Annotated in this window: 18 protein-coding genes; 9 read left to right on the top strand and 9 right to left on the bottom strand. The window is 55.6% G+C overall.

The genetic code is table 11. From position 1 onward, the window contains the following. Nucleotides 1-136: 136 nt before the first annotated feature. Entirely contained in the window at nt 137-427 is a 291-nt protein-coding gene (locus G6R38_RS21720; RefSeq protein WP_166830877.1) for a co-chaperone GroES, read from the bottom strand. A gap of 79 nt (nt 428-506) precedes the next feature. Continuing rightward, the gene (groL, locus tag G6R38_RS21715) at nt 507-2,228 is read right to left on the bottom strand and encodes a chaperonin GroEL (protein WP_166830876.1); all 1,722 of its coding nucleotides are present in this window, start codon (nt 2,226-2,228) and stop codon (nt 507-509) included. Nucleotides 2,229-2,663: 435 nt separating this feature from the next. Between groL and G6R38_RS21710 the strand changes: the two genes are divergently transcribed. Both G6R38_RS21710 and aroC read left to right on the top strand, forming a co-directional pair. Next, nucleotides 2,664-4,256, top strand: a complete 1,593-nt coding sequence (locus G6R38_RS21710; protein WP_166830875.1) for a vWA domain-containing protein — start codon at nt 2,664-2,666, stop codon at nt 4,254-4,256. 42 nt (nt 4,257-4,298) lie between these two features. Next, on the top strand, nt 4,299-5,444 hold the full coding sequence (aroC, locus tag G6R38_RS21705; RefSeq protein WP_166830874.1) for a chorismate synthase: 1,146 nt from the start codon (nt 4,299-4,301) through the stop codon (nt 5,442-5,444). A 172-nt stretch (nt 5,445-5,616) separates the two neighbouring features. Here the strand turns inward: aroC and G6R38_RS21695 are convergent, their stop codons facing one another. From G6R38_RS21695 to G6R38_RS21675, 5 genes are all read right to left on the bottom strand, one after another. Beyond that, on the bottom strand, nt 5,617-5,838 hold the full coding sequence (locus G6R38_RS21695; protein ID WP_166830873.1) for a hypothetical protein: 222 nt from the start codon (nt 5,836-5,838) through the stop codon (nt 5,617-5,619). A 129-nt stretch (nt 5,839-5,967) separates the two neighbouring features. Further along, a complete protein-coding gene (locus tag G6R38_RS21690) occupies nt 5,968-7,035 on the bottom strand; it encodes a hypothetical protein (RefSeq protein WP_166830872.1) in 1,068 nt (355 codons plus the stop codon). A gap of 380 nt (nt 7,036-7,415) precedes the next feature. Then, entirely contained in the window at nt 7,416-7,745 is a 330-nt protein-coding gene (locus tag G6R38_RS21685; protein ID WP_166830871.1) for a transposase, read from the bottom strand. Between the two features lie 99 nt (nt 7,746-7,844). Next, nucleotides 7,845-8,030 (bottom strand): hypothetical protein, encoded by a 186-nt coding sequence (locus tag G6R38_RS21680; RefSeq protein ID WP_166830870.1) that lies wholly within the window; start codon nt 8,028-8,030, stop codon nt 7,845-7,847. Between the two features lie 107 nt (nt 8,031-8,137). Next, nucleotides 8,138-8,503, bottom strand: a complete 366-nt coding sequence (locus G6R38_RS21675; RefSeq protein ID WP_166830869.1) for a hypothetical protein — start codon at nt 8,501-8,503, stop codon at nt 8,138-8,140. A gap of 446 nt (nt 8,504-8,949) precedes the next feature. Between G6R38_RS21675 and lpxB the strand changes: the two genes are divergently transcribed. Beyond that, nucleotides 8,950-10,134 (top strand): lipid-A-disaccharide synthase, encoded by a 1,185-nt coding sequence (gene lpxB, locus G6R38_RS21670; RefSeq protein WP_166830868.1) that lies wholly within the window; start codon nt 8,950-8,952, stop codon nt 10,132-10,134. Between the two features lie 20 nt (nt 10,135-10,154). On the opposite strand, the gene G6R38_RS21665 is transcribed toward lpxB, so the two are convergent. Beyond that, nucleotides 10,155-11,270 (bottom strand): glycosyltransferase family 4 protein, encoded by a 1,116-nt coding sequence (locus tag G6R38_RS21665; RefSeq protein WP_166830867.1) that lies wholly within the window; start codon nt 11,268-11,270, stop codon nt 10,155-10,157. A 277-nt stretch (nt 11,271-11,547) separates the two neighbouring features. Between G6R38_RS21665 and G6R38_RS21660 the strand changes: the two genes are divergently transcribed. The 6 genes from G6R38_RS21660 to G6R38_RS21635 all read left to right on the top strand — a co-directional run bounded on the left by G6R38_RS21660 (nt 11,548) and on the right by G6R38_RS21635 (nt 16,801). After that, nucleotides 11,548-11,760, top strand: a complete 213-nt coding sequence (locus tag G6R38_RS21660; RefSeq protein ID WP_166830866.1) for a hypothetical protein — start codon at nt 11,548-11,550, stop codon at nt 11,758-11,760. Nucleotides 11,761-12,079: 319 nt separating this feature from the next. After that, the gene (locus tag G6R38_RS21655; RefSeq protein ID WP_166830865.1) at nt 12,080-12,388 is read left to right on the top strand and encodes an Hpt domain-containing protein; all 309 of its coding nucleotides are present in this window, start codon (nt 12,080-12,082) and stop codon (nt 12,386-12,388) included. A gap of 138 nt (nt 12,389-12,526) precedes the next feature. Beyond that, on the top strand, nt 12,527-13,021 hold the full coding sequence (locus G6R38_RS21650) for a hypothetical protein (RefSeq protein WP_166830864.1): 495 nt from the start codon (nt 12,527-12,529) through the stop codon (nt 13,019-13,021). A 172-nt stretch (nt 13,022-13,193) separates the two neighbouring features. Next, nucleotides 13,194-14,891: an alkaline phosphatase gene (locus G6R38_RS21645; RefSeq protein WP_206028666.1), complete on the top strand. Its 1,698-nt coding sequence runs from the start codon at nt 13,194-13,196 to the stop codon at nt 14,889-14,891. 33 nt (nt 14,892-14,924) lie between these two features. Continuing rightward, nucleotides 14,925-16,346 carry a sulfatase family protein gene (locus G6R38_RS21640; RefSeq protein ID WP_206028665.1) on the top strand — a complete coding sequence of 474 codons (1,422 nt, stop codon included), beginning with the start codon at nt 14,925-14,927 and terminating at the stop codon, nt 16,344-16,346. Nucleotides 16,347-16,390: 44 nt separating this feature from the next. Next, the gene (locus G6R38_RS21635) at nt 16,391-16,801 is read left to right on the top strand and encodes a diacylglycerol kinase family protein (protein ID WP_166830862.1); all 411 of its coding nucleotides are present in this window, start codon (nt 16,391-16,393) and stop codon (nt 16,799-16,801) included. 25 nt (nt 16,802-16,826) lie between these two features. Here the strand turns inward: G6R38_RS21635 and G6R38_RS21630 are convergent, their stop codons facing one another. Beyond that, nucleotides 16,827-17,951, bottom strand: a complete 1,125-nt coding sequence (locus tag G6R38_RS21630; protein WP_166830861.1) for a sulfotransferase family protein — start codon at nt 17,949-17,951, stop codon at nt 16,827-16,829. Nucleotide 17,952 lies beyond the last annotated feature (1 nt).

Genomic DNA, 17,952 nt, shown 5'->3' with positions numbered 1-17,952 from the left:
TTGGTTGTGAGTGGTCCGTTGTCAGTTGTCTTCGGTGTGTTGCCAGTGGTCCGTTGTCAGCCGTGGGTGTTCGTCACGAAGTGAAATCACAAAGCGACGGACAACCAACCACGGACAACCGACAACCGACAACTGACTACTTTTCGATTTTCGCGAGGATGTCGCTTTCACGGAGAATCTTGTATTCGACGCCATCGATTTCGATGTCGTTGCCGCCGTATTTTCCGAAAAGGACTTCATCACCGACCGACACAGCGACGGCGGCGCGATCGCCGGAATCGAGCAGACGGCCTGGGCCAACAGCGGTCACGGTGCCGCGTTGTGGTTTTTCTTGAGCGGCACCTGGCAGCACGATTCCGCCAGCGGTGGTTTCTTCGGCGGAAGCAGGTTCGACAACGACGCGATCATCGAGAGGGTTGAGTTGCATTGTGGATTCTTTCTTCGATTTATGAGTTGATTGTTGTCAGTTGTTGGAAGTTGATCGTCAGCAAAGACCGACAGGCGGCTTACATCATGCCGGGCATGCCACCCATTCCGCCCATGCCGCCCATACCGGGCATTCCCATTCCGCCCATGCCACCCATTCCGCCCATGCCTCCCATTCCACCGTCGTGGTGATGGTCGTCGTGGTGATCGTCGTCTTCCTCTTTCGGTTCTTCGACAACGATGGAATCGGTGGTGAGCAACAAGGACGCAACGCTAGTTGCGTTTTGGAGAGCGGTCCGCACGACTTTGGTTGGATCGACCACGCCAGCGGCGATCATGTCGCCGTACTTGTCATTCAGAGCGTCGTAACCGTAGTTGACGTCTTCGCCCTTCTTGACGCGGTTTGCGACCACAGCCCCGTCCAAGCCGGCGTTGGAAGCAATTTTCCGCATCGGCATTTCGAGGATGTTTTTGACCAACTGAGCACCCAACGCTTCGTCGCCTTTGAGTTTGAGCGACTCCAGTGCCGGAGCACATCGCAGCAAAGCGACTCCACCACCAGGAACGATGCCTTCTTCGATGGCAGCTCGCGTGGCGGCGAGGGCATCGTCGAAGAGGTCTTTGCGTTCTTTCATTTCGGTTTCGGTCGCTGCTCCGACGCGAATTTCCGCGACACCGCCAGCGAGTTTCGCCAACCGTTCTTGGAGTTTTTCACGATCGTATTCGCTGTCGGTCTCGTCGATTTCTCGGCGAATTTGCTCGGCACGACCTTCGATCGCGTCTTTGGTGCCAGCACCTTGAACGACGGTCGTCGTTTCGCTGGTGATGATCAGCTTCTTGGCTTTACCGAGATCGTCGATTTGGACATTTTCGAGCTTGATGCCCAAGTCTTTGAAGATCGCTTTGCCGCCGGTGAGGATGGCAATGTCTTCGAGCATCGCTTTGCGACGATCGCCATAACCGGGAGCTTTGACGGCGGCGACGTTGAGGATGCCCCGCATCTTGTTGACGACCAACGTCGCAAGGGCTTCGCCTTCGATGTCTTCCGCAATGATCAGCAGCGGAGCACCGGCTTTGCTGATTTCTTCGAGCAGCGGAACCAAGTTCTTGGCGTTCGAGATTTTTTCTTCGAAGATCAGGATGCGAGCGTTGTCGAGAACAACTTCCTGATCGTCTTCGTTGGTCACGAAGTGAGGCGAGAGGTAACCGCGTTCGAACTGCATCCCTTCGACGAGTTCCCAATCGGTCGTGCCTTTGCGGCCTTCTTCGACCGTGATCACGCCGTCTTTGCCGACTTTCGTCAGGCAGTCCGCCAAGATGGAACCGATTTCTTTATCGTTGTTCCCGGCGATGGTGGCGACAGTTTCGATTTTCTTCTTGTCTTTGGCGTCCACCTCTTGAGCGATCGTTTTCAGATGCTCAACCACGGCGGCGACAGCTTGCTGAGCACCACGAGCCAAGCTCATGGCGTCGGCACCGGCGGCGATGTATCGCAGACCTTCTCGGAACATGGCTTCGGAAAGCACGGTGGCGGTTGTGGTTCCGTCACCAGCGACGTCGTTGGTTTTGGAAGCCACTTCCTTGACCAACTGAACCCCCATGTTTTCAAAGGGGTCTTCCAGTTCGATGTCTTCCGCAACGGTCACGCCGTCTTTGGTGACTTTCGGGGCTCCCCAGCCTTTGTCCAGAACGGCATTGCGACCACGAGGGCCAAGCGTGCTGCTGACGGCGTTCGCCAGTTTGGACACACCCGCCAGCAAACTTTTGCGGGCATCGTCGTCAAACGTCAATAATTTGGACACGTTTTCTCCTCGATCAACTCTGATGGGAACGAAAATTCAATACCAGATCGGCGAGCGGGACGTTCATCCGGAAGTTCAATTCGAATGAGCCGCTGCCGAGAGTCGGTCAAATCCAGGCTGCCACGATGGAGCGTTCCCGCCTGTTTTGGTTACACGTCCGCCGAGTGTGCAAGTCGCGCGCCGCTGGTGTGGTCGGGAATGTAAGTCGATTCTACTAAACAAGATAAATCTGTTGGTATGGATCTGGTGGTGTTCGCAACTGACAAGTTGTCAGAGGATGGGATTCTCTCACGATCGAACTGTCAGCGGATGTCAGTCCGACAGGGCCTCCGCCGATTTGGGCGAATTCGAACCCAGAATGCGGTTTTCCGGGAATTTCGACGTTTCCCGCGCGTCCTATATTCACCGAGTTCAGCTGTCTGGAAGGGGCGTCTCATGCGGTACCTCGTTTTCTCCGTGTTCTCCGCGTTGGTAATTTCCGGTTGCGGACGGGAAGCTCCCCGCAAGCACACTTCACAACCGCGTCTACAGGAGGCCGAGTCTCAGACCGCGCGCGTGGCGAAGACTGATGACGTCTCGAATTCGTCGGAGAAAATCGCAGAATTCACAACACCCGCCGCGGATCAGGTTTTCGAGGGGGCTATGGAATCGGAATTCCATGTGGTCGAGCAGCCACAGCCAATCCCGCCGCAACAGCAGCAACCACGACCACCACGCCTCCAACGTCCTCAACCACAACCGAATTTGCTGACGGCGGGAAGCCTCAACGATTCCGCCAATTTGCAGGCGTATCGAGAGTATCTCGCCGAGACACGTCAAAACGGAGCAGGGCGGTTGCTGCCCGAGTTCTCGCTAGGACCCGTTGCGACAATCAATGTCGTCGATGCCGAAAACCACGCCGTTTCAAATGCGGTGGTCACGCTGCACCATCCTGAAACCAACGAAGTCTTGATGACTACCCGCACGCGAGCCGATGGCACAACGCTGCTTGTGGATCGGAATTCCGTATTCTCCCAATTTGAGGAACCGCTCCCGATCGAAATACGATCGGGACCAGAGATCAATCGGCAAGCGATCACCTTGCAAGATCGGACTTGGTTATTCCGTCTGCCGTCGAAACGTGCTCGGTTACCGCATCGGTTGGATGTAGCGTTCGTTATCGACACCACCGGCACCATGGATGATGAGTTGGAGTATCTGAAATCCGAGATCGACCATGTGTCGTCCACGCTGCAAACACAATTTCCCGATGTCGGGCAGCGATTCGCGTTGGTCTGTTACCGTGACCATTACGATCAATACGTGACACGGACTTTCGATTTCACCGATTCCATCAGCGAATTTCGCGGACATTTGTCGGCTCAACGGGCTCGTGGTGGCGGAGATTACCCCGAGGCGGTCCACTTGGGATTGGAGAAGGCCACGCAATTGAGTTGGCGAACCGACAATTCCGCCCGGTTGGTGTTCCTCATCGGCGATGCGCCGCCGCACCGCAACCAAGTAGACAGTGCGTTTCAGGCCATCGAGGAACTCCGCAATCTCGGCGTGGCGGTCTATCCGCTGGCCGGAAGTGGGACGAAGGATGAGTGCGAATTCGTCTTTCGTGCGATGGCTTGTCTGACACGCGGAGAGTACCTCTTTCTGACCGACCACTCCGGCGTTGGGCAGGCTCACGAAACACCGGCCACGTCCCGTTTCGAAGTCGAGCCCCTGAACCAGTTGCTCGTGCGAGTGATGGCCGAGCAGCTCAGCGGACGTTCGATGTTGGCACAAGACGTGATTGCCGTCGAAGATGGTCTGTCCGATCGTCCCGTTCGTATCGTCAATGCACCGCCGCCTTACGAGGAAACGGCACCTCCATATGTGCATGAGCATCATTCAGGCCATCATCATTCCGGGCATCACCCGACGCATCCGGTTCAGCATCGTTATTTCATGGTGAATCCGACGACCGTGGTTCGTCTGGTCGCTGGTGCCATTATGATCGGTTTGATTCTCTGGATCGATCGCCGCATGCGACTTTCATAACGGCAGACTAGTCACTGCGGATGCGGTCGATACAATACCCACATGGCAGGCAACTCATACGGACAATCGTTTCGCATCACCACCGCCGGGGAAAGTCACGGGCCGGGAAATGTCGTTATTATTGACGGCGTCCCACCGGGGATTCCGTTGGTTGTGGATGACTTCACCGAAGACCTGAACCGACGACGACCGGGGCAGAGTAAAATCGTCACACAGCGGAAAGAACCGGACGCTCCGGAAATTCTCTCCGGCGTGTTCGAGGGAAAAACCACCGGCACGAGCATCGCGATTTTGGTTCGCAACCAGGATCAACGCAGCCGGGACTACGGCGACATCAAGGACAAATACCGTCCTGGTCACGCCGACTACACCTTCGACGCCAAATACGGCTTGCGGGACTATCGCGGTGGTGGGCGGTCGAGCGCTCGAGAAACCACGGTGCGTGTCGCGGCGGGTGTCGTTGCGAAGAAGTTGCTGGCGGAGGCGTTTGGCGGTTTCGTGATCGGGTATGTCGTGCAAGTTGGCGAAGTGCGAGCCGAGATTTCCGACCCAGCAGCGATTACGTTGAAGCAAGTCGAAGAGCAACCTGACGGCGAACCGAACATCATTCGTTGTCCCGACCCATCCGCCGCCGCTCAGATGATTGAACTGATCGATCAAGTCCGCAAAGAGGGCGACAGCATCGGCGGCGTGGCGGAAATCGTGGCGACGAACATTCCCCCCGGTCTCGGCGAACCGGTCTTCGACAAAATGAAAGCCGACCTCGCCAAAGCGTTGTTCAGTCTGCCGGCCGTGCTGGGCGTGGAGTACGGCATCGGATTCGGCTGTGCAACAATGCGGGGCAGCGAAAACAACGACGTGTTCACGCCAACGGACTCTGCGACTGCGGACGAGAGTTCTCTTCCGAAGGGAGCCGCAAACCAAATCACCACGCAATCCAACCGACACGGCGGTATGTTGGGCGGCATCACCAGCGGACAACCGATCGTCCTGCGAGCTGCCGTCAAACCAACAAGCAGTCTACCGCAAGAGCAGGACACCGTCACAACCGAAGCCGAACCCACCACGATCCGCACCAAAGGCCGTCACGATCCCTGTTTGCTCTCCCGCTTCATCCCGATGGCCGAAGCCATGGTTGCGATCACCCTCGCCGATCACTGGCTAAGATGGAAAGCCCAATGTGGGTGATTTGAGTGATTGTTCGCAATTGGGTGTCGCGATCCCTGTTTGCTCCCCCGCTTCATCCCGATGGCCGAAGCCATGGTTGCGATCACCCTCGCCGATCACTGGCTAAGATGGAAAGCCCAATGTGGGTGATTTGAGTGATTGTTCGCAATTGGGTGTCGCGATTTCACGCTGGCTATCGTTCTTCATTCGCAGAGTTGCCGGAAAAGTCGCCTGTTTCACCTGTGTACTTGGCAATCTCATCGTGCGTAGCTTTAAGCTCCGTCAACTTGATCAGCCATAATTCGGCAAATCGTTTCGGGACTTCGATCGTGATGGTGATGCTTCCATCGGAATGCTCTGAGACCAGATATTCTGAAGAGCATTCGCCGACCATCTCGACGGTGTTCTGAGGCATTTGTAGGTCAATCTTTCTGGCTAAAATCTATCAACAGAGCTCTTCACCGATCTGCTGCTCATCATTCTGGTAATTAAAAATCGATATGAGGCCGGCTTCCGGTTGTCCTCATTCGATGAGTTTGTCATTTCAATCGAACGTCAAATACGGTGACAGGGCTTGTCGTGTGTCGGTTTGTGCGTAGTAACTCGAGAGGGTATGTCGCGATTTGACGCTGCTGGTGACCCAGGTTTGATTGACCTTGTCCGCTTGCCAGCCCATTTTGCGGAGATCGCTCCTGCGGAAACCGGCTTTGCCGATGCCCTTTTTGAGCCCGATGTTGGTGAACGGGTAGATACAGAGCATCGGATCGAGCCAATTGTGAACGCAGAGCAAACACTCCACGCGACACAACGCCGGGTAATACCGCTCACCCGGATTGAGCCAATGTTGATGCACGGTCGCTGCGGAGAGCACTAGTCGAAATCGGCGAAGTTGTCCGTCGGTCGGATTGACCGAGTCGGCCACGCGTCCGGTCGCAATCAACGACAACGCTTGGCAGGAAATTCGGGCACCGTGACTGTGGCCGATGAGGCACACCGGGTTTTCCGGCGGAATGCAAGAAATCAGTTGGGCCAAGTAGTGTCCATTGGTGGTCGCTTGCCGGTCGAGTCGAGCCATCTCCGTTAAGATACATTTGGTGAAATCGGCTTTGCTCGGCCAGTGCAACGCCATCATATGAATTGGTTGATGACCGGCACTTCGGAGAAAGCTTCGATAGTGCGTTACCGAATCACGAGCGGCCGATTCACGATCGACGAATGCTCCGTGCGTCAAAATGCAGACCGGCACGCCAGGTTGCAGGGACGCGGTCCATTCCTTTAAGTCCGACGGTCGGTATCGGCCCGATTCGTAGCGAACCACACGGACTTGGGCAACCGGTTCGCAGCCCGGTTCAACGTTTTGTGGACTGGGAATCGTATCGATGAAGAAGAGGTCTGGGTCACATTGAGTTCCCAGAGATGGTTTCACCGGAAGAACTGGTGAGTCGGTGGGCGGAACTTCTGGCTCGACTTCCGGTTTGATGCGAACGTTTTCGACCGAGGGCGATGGCGCATGGACGGACAGGGAATCCGCGAATGCCGGGGTCACACCAAGACAGGCCGTCACCAATCCGCAATGGCAAACCAACGACCGCCAAATTCCCTGCGACTTCATCAAAGACTCCGCGTGAGTGTGTGACCGGAAACGGACAGTCCGTTCAGGTACTCATGCTTATCGTCTTGGTTGCAGAGTGGTGTCGGCTATTTCTTTCACGGTGAGGTTTGTTTGGAATATCAAAACGATGACGGTTGCGTCAGGCAAACACTGGCAACGGATTGCCAGTGCAGGAAATTGCATATGGTGACGGCGATGTCTCGTAAATATTTATGTGATAGGAAGTTGTGTGGCATGCCCACAGCTCGGGGTGGGCATGGACCAGCAACTTTCGATTATCCATTCATGCCCACGCAACGCCGTGGGCATGTCACCAGGTTGGTTCTCAGCTTGATGCAATTTCCGGCACCGTCATCTTCTCGAATCATGTTTGGGAGCGCTCAAGCGACTTGTGTGGTTTCCGTAGATTGCGGTTCCGGGTCGCCGAGATCTTTCTTGAGAATCTTCCCGATGGCCTCCAACGTGCCGTCTTCACGCCATTTCCGAAAATAGGTGTAAACGGTGGCCCAGGGCGGGAAATCGTGGGGCAACATCCGCCACACACAGCCCGCGTTCGCTCGGTAAACGATTGCATTCACAATCTCACGCACATTCGTTTCGCGATGGCGTCCGCGTTGTTTTTCGGGAGGGATCAGCTCCGCGATCCGGTTCCAATCGAAATTGTCGATGTCGCTCGGGTATCGTTCCCGAGCTTCGGGTAAACCAATCATGTGAAGGTCTCGACGAGGTTCAACAAGGACCCGCGGGAAATCATTCCCCACGGATGGTGGATATTATTCAGTGGTCAATCAGGAGGTGTTTTTCCGGCGTTAAACGTCGGCGGTTGATTTCGATTCATGATTCGCTCGACGCAGACGTTCCATATCGGGGTTCATCCAACGTCGGCAAAGTTCCGACATGGGAATTCGTTGCCGAGCCGCTTCGAACCGGATCGCTTTCCAATCCGAGAGCGGCATAAAAATCGAAACCTGCTTGCGAATTTCACGCGTTGACATAGCGGCAATCCTGGTGGTGCATCAACTCGGGCATAGAGGCGGGAAAATCATCGGAAGCTCGAGATCAGTAGGCTTTTAATCAGGGCCACAGAAGACCGTCAGACGGTCTAACGTTCCAAACCGGTCTCTTGGTTCGGCACGCGTCCCGGATGTTTCGGACGCTTGAGTGGTTGGGTCGCCGCCCATTCCAACCAGTTCGCATCGGCCAGGTTCCGCTTCGGTAAATGCTCAGACGATTCATCATCGGATTGCGTCGATCGTCCGGACTTCTTCGCCCGTCGCCGACTGACACGCGGTTTGGGAGACTTCGCCGAATCCTCGGTGTTCCCCATTGTCGTCTGTCGCATCGGGAGCGTGATCGGGCCGTCGTCGTCCCAATCGTCTTCGATTTCCGCCACCCGGTAGCCCCAACGGAAACTCAACCCCGACAATTCTTCGTCACTGTCCCAAGACACTCGGACTTCACGAACCATGATCAACCTTTCCATGTGTGGTGAATCAAAATTGACTCGATTGGAGCAAGACAAATGTGAGAAATGGAGCAAGACAAATGTGAGAAAGGGTGACCTCCCTGTCATTGTCCGGCTCGTCCTGGCTCACCTTTCTCACGTGCATCATTGTAGTGTACGCGTGAACATAAAGGCAAGTGGAATTTGGGTCTCTCGGGAAAATTTGTTCATTGGTGTCCTCCTTGAGACGCCTCTATGGTTCTCAACGGGGAACCGGCTCGGTTGGATCTTCAATCTGTTTGAGATTTTTGAAAATTTGAACATCATGACGTGATGACCGGGATTGCGGTGGAGTTTGCCTTCCGGTCGGCGGTTGTGTCTGGTCGCTCCTCTTGACGCATCGCCCGAATCGCTGGTACTTTCCGCGAAATGGACTGGCCCAATGATGCTTCGCGAAGGGAGTCGCGACCGTGAAAATCTTCTTCTCCGCCGGTGAACCCAGCGGTGACCAGCATGCGGCTCATTTGATTGAAGAGCTTCGGCGGCGTGATCCGAACATCGAATGTTGTGGTTTCGGTGGTCCCGAGATGGAGAAAGTCGGGCTGCGATCCATCTTTCGGCTGACCGATCTGGCGGTGATGGGTTTCGTGCGTGTCGTGCCGATGCTTCGGAAGTTCTTTCGTGTGCTAGGGTTAGCGGAGAAGTTCTTCGCCGAGGAAAAACCGGACGCGGTCGTATTGGTGAACTTTCCTGGTTTCAACTGGCGTGTCGCGAAGCGTGCAAAAGCCGCCGGCATTCCGGTCTTCTTCTATTTGCCCCCGCAGTTGTGGGCTTGGGCATCGTGGCGGATCAAACGGGTTCACAAGTGGATTGATTACGTCCTTTGTGGCTTGCCGTTCGAGCACGATTGGTATTCTAAGCAGGGCGTGAACTCCGAATACGTCGGCCATCCGTTCTATGACGAAGTTGCGGAGAAACAGCTCGACGAGGAATTCGTTGCCGAGTGGAAAACCTCGGAATCGGCGACTCACCCACGGACGGTCGGTGTGTTGCCCGGTTCGCGGCGGCATGAAGTCGAAAAGAACTGGCCGATCATGTTGCCGGTCCTGCGAAACATCGCGGCCAAACATCCGGATGTGCGGTTTCTCGTCGCCGGGTTCAATGATGAGTTCGTCGCACACTGCAAAGAGTTGATGGCACCTGAAGACGAAAACCTGCCGCTCACGTTCTTCACGGGCAAAACACCGGAGATCATCGAAGCGGCGGACTTTTGCTATATGGTGTCGGGCTCGGTCAGTCTGGAGATGCTCGCCCGAGCGAAACCGGTTGCGGTGGTCTATAAGGTCTTCCGTTTTGGCCGGATTGTGCAGCGATTGATGATGAAAGTCGATTACATCTCGTTGCCGAATCTGGTTGCCGACCGTGAAGTGATGCCGGAATGGATCGTCTCCGACCTTATCGAGCAGGACATCACCGCGATGACCGCTCAACTCGATACCTGGCTTTCCAACCCCGAGGAACTTCAGCGGTCTCGTGAGGAGTTGATTGCCCTCCGAGACAGCGTGATGCAAACCGGTGCATCTCGAATGACGGCCGATGCCATCCTCGCGCGACTGCCGCAAGAAGAGACGATCGAACACCGCCGAGCTGCGTGATCACCGTGGCACACCGGTTTTTAGAACTCAATCGCGACGGCGAACCCGTTGGCGGCTTGTTCGATGGAAAAGCGATTACGGATGTCCTGCCGTGCCCGTTCTGCTCTGGCCATGCGATCGGGATCTTGCAGGACAAATCGAATTCCGTCGGTGAGTGCGTGGGAATCGCCCGCCGGTACGAGCCAAGCGGTCTGACGATGCGTGAGCATTTCCGTTGTACCGCCAACGTCGGTGGCGACAATCGGCAACCCACACGCGGCGGCTTCGAGCAACACGCGGCCGAACGGTTCCTGTTTCGCCGCATGCACAAGTAAGTCCGCCTCGGCCATCAATCGCGGCACATCATTCCGATAACCCAGCCGGTGCAACCGATCCGACATTCCCGCTTCGGCAAATCGATCGGAAATTGCTTCGTCAAATTTCACGGTTTCGGGTTTCGTCGAGAAGCGTTCGCCGACCAGCACGAAGTGAGTCGAGGAATCCTGGGAACCAACTGAGATCGCCGCTTCACTCCAGACATCGAGTCCCTTTCGCAGGCCGATCTGCCCAATCGTGAGCAGAAGTTTCGCATCCGCGGGCACACCGAGTTCATGTCGTAGATCAAGCGGCATCTGACTGGTATCACGGCAAGACTGATCGACGGTGATTCCGTTGTGCACGACGACGGTGCGTTCGGCGTTCAAGCCTTGTTCGATGTGAAACGTTCGTGTGGCTTCGGAAACGGCTAGCAATCGACGGTTTTGGTTGAGGTCGGTGATGGTTGCTCGGCTGAGTTTCATGATGTCCCGCAGATGGGCGGTCGTGGGGATGTCGATTTGTTCGGCCAGGGCTCCGGTGAGACGGCCCATTGACAAACTGTTGGCGTGAAGGTGCGTCGCACCGCTGGATTTCACCAAATCGGCCAACGTGCTCAATGCCTGTTCACGGGATAATCGCTGACCGTCCTCGCGCCGCAATTCAAATGGTAGGCATTCCAAATCCTGCTCCCGCAAAGCATCCGTGAGCCGACCAGTCGGTGGAGCAATCGCGATGAATTCCCATCCGTCCCGTTGGAGGGGAGCAATGGTGGCCAAGATCGAATTCTCTCCGCCATGGATCGAACCGTATTCAAAAAGCAACGCGACACGGCGAGGCATATGGATGGTTTCTTTCGTCGAAACTCAATCAATGACGGAAAAATGGGGATATTCGTCGAAAATGCATCGAGTATGCCGCCAGGTCAACCGAGTGCGAATCGAATCGACATAAACGGACGGTTTTCCGGACCGTTTGTGGTTCCTCGTTGGCCCTGGTCGAGTCTTGGTCGGTCATCCTCCGATAACGAAAGGGAGTCCCCAATGCGGCCGATGTTTGGCATCGTGTTGCACGGTCCTGAACGGTTTTCGGGATCGAACGATCTTACGGAGAATGCGGATGGAATTATTTCAAACCCTTACGGATGATCAGAAAGCCCTGGTCGGTTGCGTGGTTGCACTGTTGACGTGCGGAACGTTGATGTCGCTCAGTTACTACGTCGGCCAAATGTTTCGCAAGAACGACACACCCGAACCCGCCGAACCCCACATCTTGCGATTTCCGAATCGTGTCGATACGCACGAGGAGCGTCCGGAACGAAAAGCCGCCTAATCAACGACCCGAAAGACAAATTTCACTGCCAGGCCAAACGAGGATCGACACGTGCCCGATACACGTGTGATCCTCGATTTTCTTGGTCGCGATTCGTTTCAGATCGGATGATCGATTCGTTGCGGTTGAATTTGTTCCATCGTTAAGTGGGTTAACTGTATGGTCTACAGACTTCTCTTTAATTCTGAGCTAAGAGATTGATTGAGAGTGGAGAAAATTCGTCTCTCGAAGCAATTCCCGATGGAGACATACGACCGCTTGTTAAGATCGATCATAGTCGAAGCGAATTTGCCCTTGGAATTTGGAGGTCGAGGTTGTCATGACTGATGTCAGCATTTATTCGGAATTTGCCGACGATCCGGAATTTCAAGAGCTACTGACCATGTTCATGGAGAGCATGGCGGAGCAGCAAACCCACCTGAACGACGCGTTCATGGCCGGTGATTTAGACCAAGTGCGGGAAGTGTCTCACAAGATTAAAGGCTCAGGAGCCGGCTACGGGTTTCCGGAATTAACGGACCTGGCTGCCAGCTTGGAAGTGAGCAGTCGAGAACGTCTGGACGATCGTGTTGAAACCGATTTCAACGCCCTACAGGACTATCTGAATCGATTGCTTGCCGGAACCTAGCGGATTCCCGTGGGAAACTCCGTCTTTCCCTTGCCGTGAGCGGTCGAATTCGCCAACGTAAAGCGATAGTGATAAGAGTGCATCACTTGTTAGACGTTGTGGCGTCGATTTCCATTGAAATTTCGCGAGGGAACTCTCATGAATCAAAATATCGTGCGAATGGTGTGTGGAGTCGGGCTCCTGGGGTTTGGGTATCTCTTGGGCGCAAGTGGAAGTTTCTCCACACCGATGGCCAACGCCCAGCAAGCCGCCAACGATTCAAAAATTCCGTTGGGGCTGCAACGCGATACGATCGACAAGGTAAAGCAAGCCCTCGATAATCTCAGTGGTGCTCAACAAGCGCTCAAGGACGAAGGTCGTTACAACCCGGCTATCAACGGTATCAATGCGTTTGCAACCACGGTTGGTGGTGTGGATGCGGTTGGCGATTTGGAATCGAACCGGGCTGTCGATCCGGAAACCTTCGCCGCTCTCTACGCCGGACAGGCCACCAACGAAGTGAAGCAACATCTTGGGAAAGACCAGGAAGGCCGGTTGACCTACAAAGACAAGGTCATTCGGATGTACTCCTTGGCTCAACTGCAACAGCTTTATCAACAGCGACAGATGATCACAGAAGCTGTCACCAAGTAGTAACGCTGTCGGTTGGTACTGGTTCCGTCGCGGGTTTCCGATCCGGACTCGTTGGCGTGCTCGTCGACAATCCATTAGCCTGTAACTTCGGGTTGGATATTGCCACAACAGGAACGACCTGTGTGGAATCGTCTTCGTGTCCGTCTTTGTGATCCGTTTAGAGGAAACTCCTGTGCCGACTGCGCAATCTTTGCGAACCCCATCCGATAACTCGACACGCTCTGGCTATTGGTTGCAATTGTTGATCCCGGCTGTCGTTTTCGGATGGGCCCCGCTCGTCATGGCCGACGACGCGGACCATCTGAACCAGCTGCAAACCGAAGCCGTGAAGGAAAAATTCAGTCCGGCTGCATTTTGGGGCACCGATGACTCGATTTATTCGAATTGGTATTCGCACTCGAATCGACTGATTCCGGTTTACACCTTCGGCACTCGTGGAGCTGGTGAGGGGATCGACCTAACCAGCTACACCGGCAAAAACAGCCCCTACCGAGACGAGGCGAAACTCAGCCGGATTTACGGTCACACGCCGACCGATACGCTTAACGATGCCGCGGAATACCTCGATCAATCGAACATTGGGGACATCCAAACGGCTGCTCTCAAGGCCGGGAAGAAGCACATCTTCTTAGTAGTCTTCGATGGCATGGATTGGCAAACCACGCAGGCGGCTGCGATCTACAAGACTGGCAAAGTCGGATACACCTCCGGTCGGGGCAGTGGACTGCATTTTCAAGACGCCACCGCAGGCGGCACGACTCAGTTTGGTGCGATGGTCACGACTCCCGTTGCCCAACGGGCTCAGATTGATGTCGATCAGCAAACCGCCGACGGGTTGGCGGGCACGTTCGGCGGATACGATGCGAAACGCGGGGGATCGAACCCGTGGTCGCAACCGGACGATTTGCCTTACCTCATTGGCAAGTCGTCGAAGAAAGCCCCCGGAAAGCACGCCGTCCCAGATTCCGCAGCGACCGCGACCGCGATGACCACGGGAAGCAAAACCTACAATGGTTCGATCGGGGTGGATCGTACGGGGTTTCAAATCACGTCGATTGCTCATGCCGCTCAGCAAGAAGACTACCGAATCGGCGTGGTGACGAGCGTGCCGATCAGTCATGCCACTCCCGCGTCGGCGTATTCTCATAATGTCACTCGCAACGACTACCAGGATCTCAGCCGTGACTTACTCGGGTTGCCTTCGATTGCCCACCCGGATCAACCGCTTTCTGGTGTGGATGTGCTCATCGGTGCGGGGTACGGGGTGAAGACTTCAACCGACCGCGCACAGGGCAAAAACTTCGTACCGGGAAATCGGTACCTCACCGATGCGGATTGGAAAGCCGTCAATGTCGAGAATGGTGGCAAGTACGTTGTCGCATCGCCGCAAAAAGACAAGACGGGTAAAGAGGTTCTCGCCGAAGCGGCTCAAAAGGCCATCACGGACGGTCATCGTTTGTTCGGATTCTTCGGGACCGGTTATGCCCATCTACCATTCCAAACTGCCGATGGCAAATTCAATCCGTCACCGGGGACCACGAAGAAACAAGAAAAGTACTCCGCTGATGAAGTTCGCAGCCAACCAACTCTGTCTGAGATGACCGAAACCGCCCTGGCCGTGATTTCGGCTGACGACAAACCGTTCTGGATGCTGGTCGAAGCCGGCGATGTCGACTGGGCCAATCACGACAATAACTTGGACAACTCCATCGGTGCTGTCTTCAGTGGTGACGACGCCGTCCGGACGATCACCGAGTGGGTCGAGAAGAACAGCAGTTGGGACGAGTCGGTTCTCATCGTCACCGCCGATCACGGACACTATCTCCATCTGAAGAAACCGGAATTGCTGATTCCAAAGACTGAAAAATAGCCCCCCCGACGCTCGATCGACATGGATGCCGTTATGTCTCGTCCGAATATTCTTTGGTTCTGCACCGACCAACAACGGGCCGACACAATTGCGGCACTCGGGAATTCGTTAATTCGCACGCCGAACGTGGATCGTTTGGTCTCCGAAGGCGTGAGCTTCACGGAAGCGTATGCTCAAAGCCCGGTTTGCACGCCAAGCCGGGCTTCCATGCTGACCGGGCGGTATCCCCGCACGACGCGTTGTCGCCAGAACGGGCAGGGCATTCCACCGACCGAACGGCTTGTGCCGCGAATGCTCGCGGACGGCGGTTACGTTTGCGGTTTGGCGGGGAAGTTGCATCTTGGGTCCTGTGCGAACGGGCAAGTCGAACAGCGGATCGACGATGGTTATTCGGTCTTTCACTGGAGTCATCATCCGCAACCCGATTGGCCGGAAAACGCCTACACGCAATGGTTATCTCGACACGGCCAGAGTTGGGAGAAACTTTACGACGGTCCGTCCACGCGATTCGTCAAACGAGGTGTGCCGGCGAAGTGGCATCAAACGACGTGGTGTGCCGAGATGGCGATTGAGTTCATCGAGGCTCAAGCCGCCACCGATCAACCATGGATGTTCAGCGTGAATTGTTTCGCGCCGCATCATCCGTTCGATCCGCCCGGCGAATACTTGGACCGCTACGATCCCCAAGACATGCCACTGCCGAAGTTTCAAGCGGGGGAACTCGACGGCAAACCGAAGTTTCAACAACTCGATCACGCTCATGCTCATAACGAGCCGGGTTCGTATCCGACGGCGGACATGACCGATGACGAAGCCCGCGAAGTCGTGGCGGCGTATTATGCGATGATCGAACACATCGACCACGAATTCGGCCGCATTCTGACGGCTCTCGAACAAACTGGGCAACGACGCGATACGCTGGTGATCTTCATGTCCGATCATGGCGAGATGCTGGGCGATCATGGTTTGCTTTTGAAGGGGCCGCATTTTTACGACGAAGCGGTTCGCGTGCCGTTGGTGATGTCTTGGCCGGAACGGTTCCAGGCCGGTTTACGAAGCGATGCCCTCGTGGAGTTGGTCGATCTCGCGCCGACGCTGCTGGAATCCGCCGGCATACCGATCGAATTGGGGATTCAAGGGCGGTCGTTGTTGCCAATTCTCCGTGGAGAAGCCGACCCGCATTCGCATCGGGAATTCGTGTTCTCCGAGTACTACAATGCCTGGACTCACGCTGACGCATATTCGACAATGCTGCGGACGCGAGACGAGAAAATCGTTGTGCATCATGGACAGCCGGTAGGGGAACTCTATGATTTGCGGGCCGATCCCGACGAGTTCGTGAACCTATGGGATGAACCGACCGAATCTGATCGAAAACTCAGGATGCTTCAAGCTGCTTTCGACGCGAGCGTGTTCACAATGGATCCGTTGCCGCCACGTTTGGGGCCGTTTTGACGATCGACAATGGAAAACTACCGCACGGAGTGAGACCGGAACTCATGGATGCCGAACCGCCAGCGGACGAATCGCCACACATCAGCCGCGCCCCTTCGCTTTGGCACAGCTTTCGATTTGCCGCCGAGGGCATGTGGTATGCGTTGCGGACCCAACGCAACTTGCGAATTCACTTCGGTGCCGCTGCCATTGTGATGACATTGGCCACGTGGCTGCACGTCTCTCGCTTTGCGTGGGCGGTGCTGGTGCTGCTCATCGGCTTGGTGTTGGCAGCGGAGTTGATTAACACCGTGGTGGAAGCGGTGGTCGATCTCGTCTCGCCGGAGTTTCACCCGCTCGCGAAAATCGCCAAAGACGTCGCCGCCGCCGCGGTGCTAACGGTCTCGGTGACGGCGGTGGTCGTCGGGTTGTTCCTCCTCGGTCCGCCGTTGTGGGAAGCGTTGTTCGAATCGTAATTACCCGCCTTGGCACACTCTCGTGTTACAGCGACGGGTGAGTGACGTTGGGGCGTTCGTAGTTCCAGCGGTCGAGCACGGTTCGCCACTCGCGATCGATTCGCTCCACCGTCTCCGCATCGAAACTGTATTTGTTCTTGCGATACGATTTCTGGGCGGCGACGTATTCCTCAAGATGCGGTTTCGCGGTTTGGAATCCGGGCAGGGCGAGTTCCGTGTAGAGTCGGGCGACTTCACCGACCGGGTTTTGCTCGACATCTTCAAACCGAACTTCCGCAAATTGCCCTGGGGGAATGCGGTCGATGTCGTTGTAGAGTCGTTCGTGCAAGCGGGTGTAGACGCCGAAGTTTTGGTCTTCGATGTCTTCCCGCTCCACATTGTGAAGTGCAAACGCGTCAAGAAACTTCCGCCACAAATTGTTGTTCGACTGCTGCACCACATACGGATTGCGGTAGATGTGAATGAATTTCGCGTCCGGAAACATTTCCAAGAGCGTCGGAATGCGAGCGGCGTGCGGCGGGCTTTTGAGGCACAGCGGTTTCGGTCCCTGGTCGGCAATCACGCGGCGAAGAAACCAACCGTAGGTGCGTTTCCAGCGGTCGTGTTGTTTCTCGGTGATGTCCTCAAATAGCACCCAATTCCGAAAAATCTGTTCGAGCTTCTTCGGAAAATAGTACGCATGCAGGAACGACATTTCGCTGATCCGCGACATCGCGAACTCTTCTTCCTGCGCTTCCTCCAAACCGAAGCGGACGGAATCCATCGGGCGTTCCGACGGCATTCGTTTCGCCAAACTGCGATACACCAAACCACGCGCTCCGAGGAAACTCTGAGCCGCCACGCAGTGAAACGCTTTCACGTATGCGAATTGCGGATCGCAGGTCATGAGGTTGTGCAGATGCGTCGTGCCGCTTCGCCAATGACCGATGATGAACACCGGTGACTTCGGCAAGCCGATCCGCTTGACCTTTCGAGAGGATCGCAGATCGTCGAGTCGTCGAAACGGAATACCGACCGTGCAGGTGGCGGCGAGTTTCGTCGCCAAGCCGCGGTACTCCCGATCGACTCCGTACGTGCGAACGAGCTTGGCGAACGTGCGGCATCCGATCAACGACAACGGATGTGGTGAGGAACGGTCAAACGTTGACATG

This window comes from Thalassoroseus pseudoceratinae (assembly GCF_011634775.1).
In the GTDB taxonomy this organism is placed as follows: Bacteria; Planctomycetota; Planctomycetia; order Planctomycetales; family Planctomycetaceae; genus Thalassoroseus; species Thalassoroseus pseudoceratinae.
The sequence above is the reverse complement of the archived record's forward strand: the minus strand, read 5'-3'. Positions and strand labels throughout refer to the sequence as shown.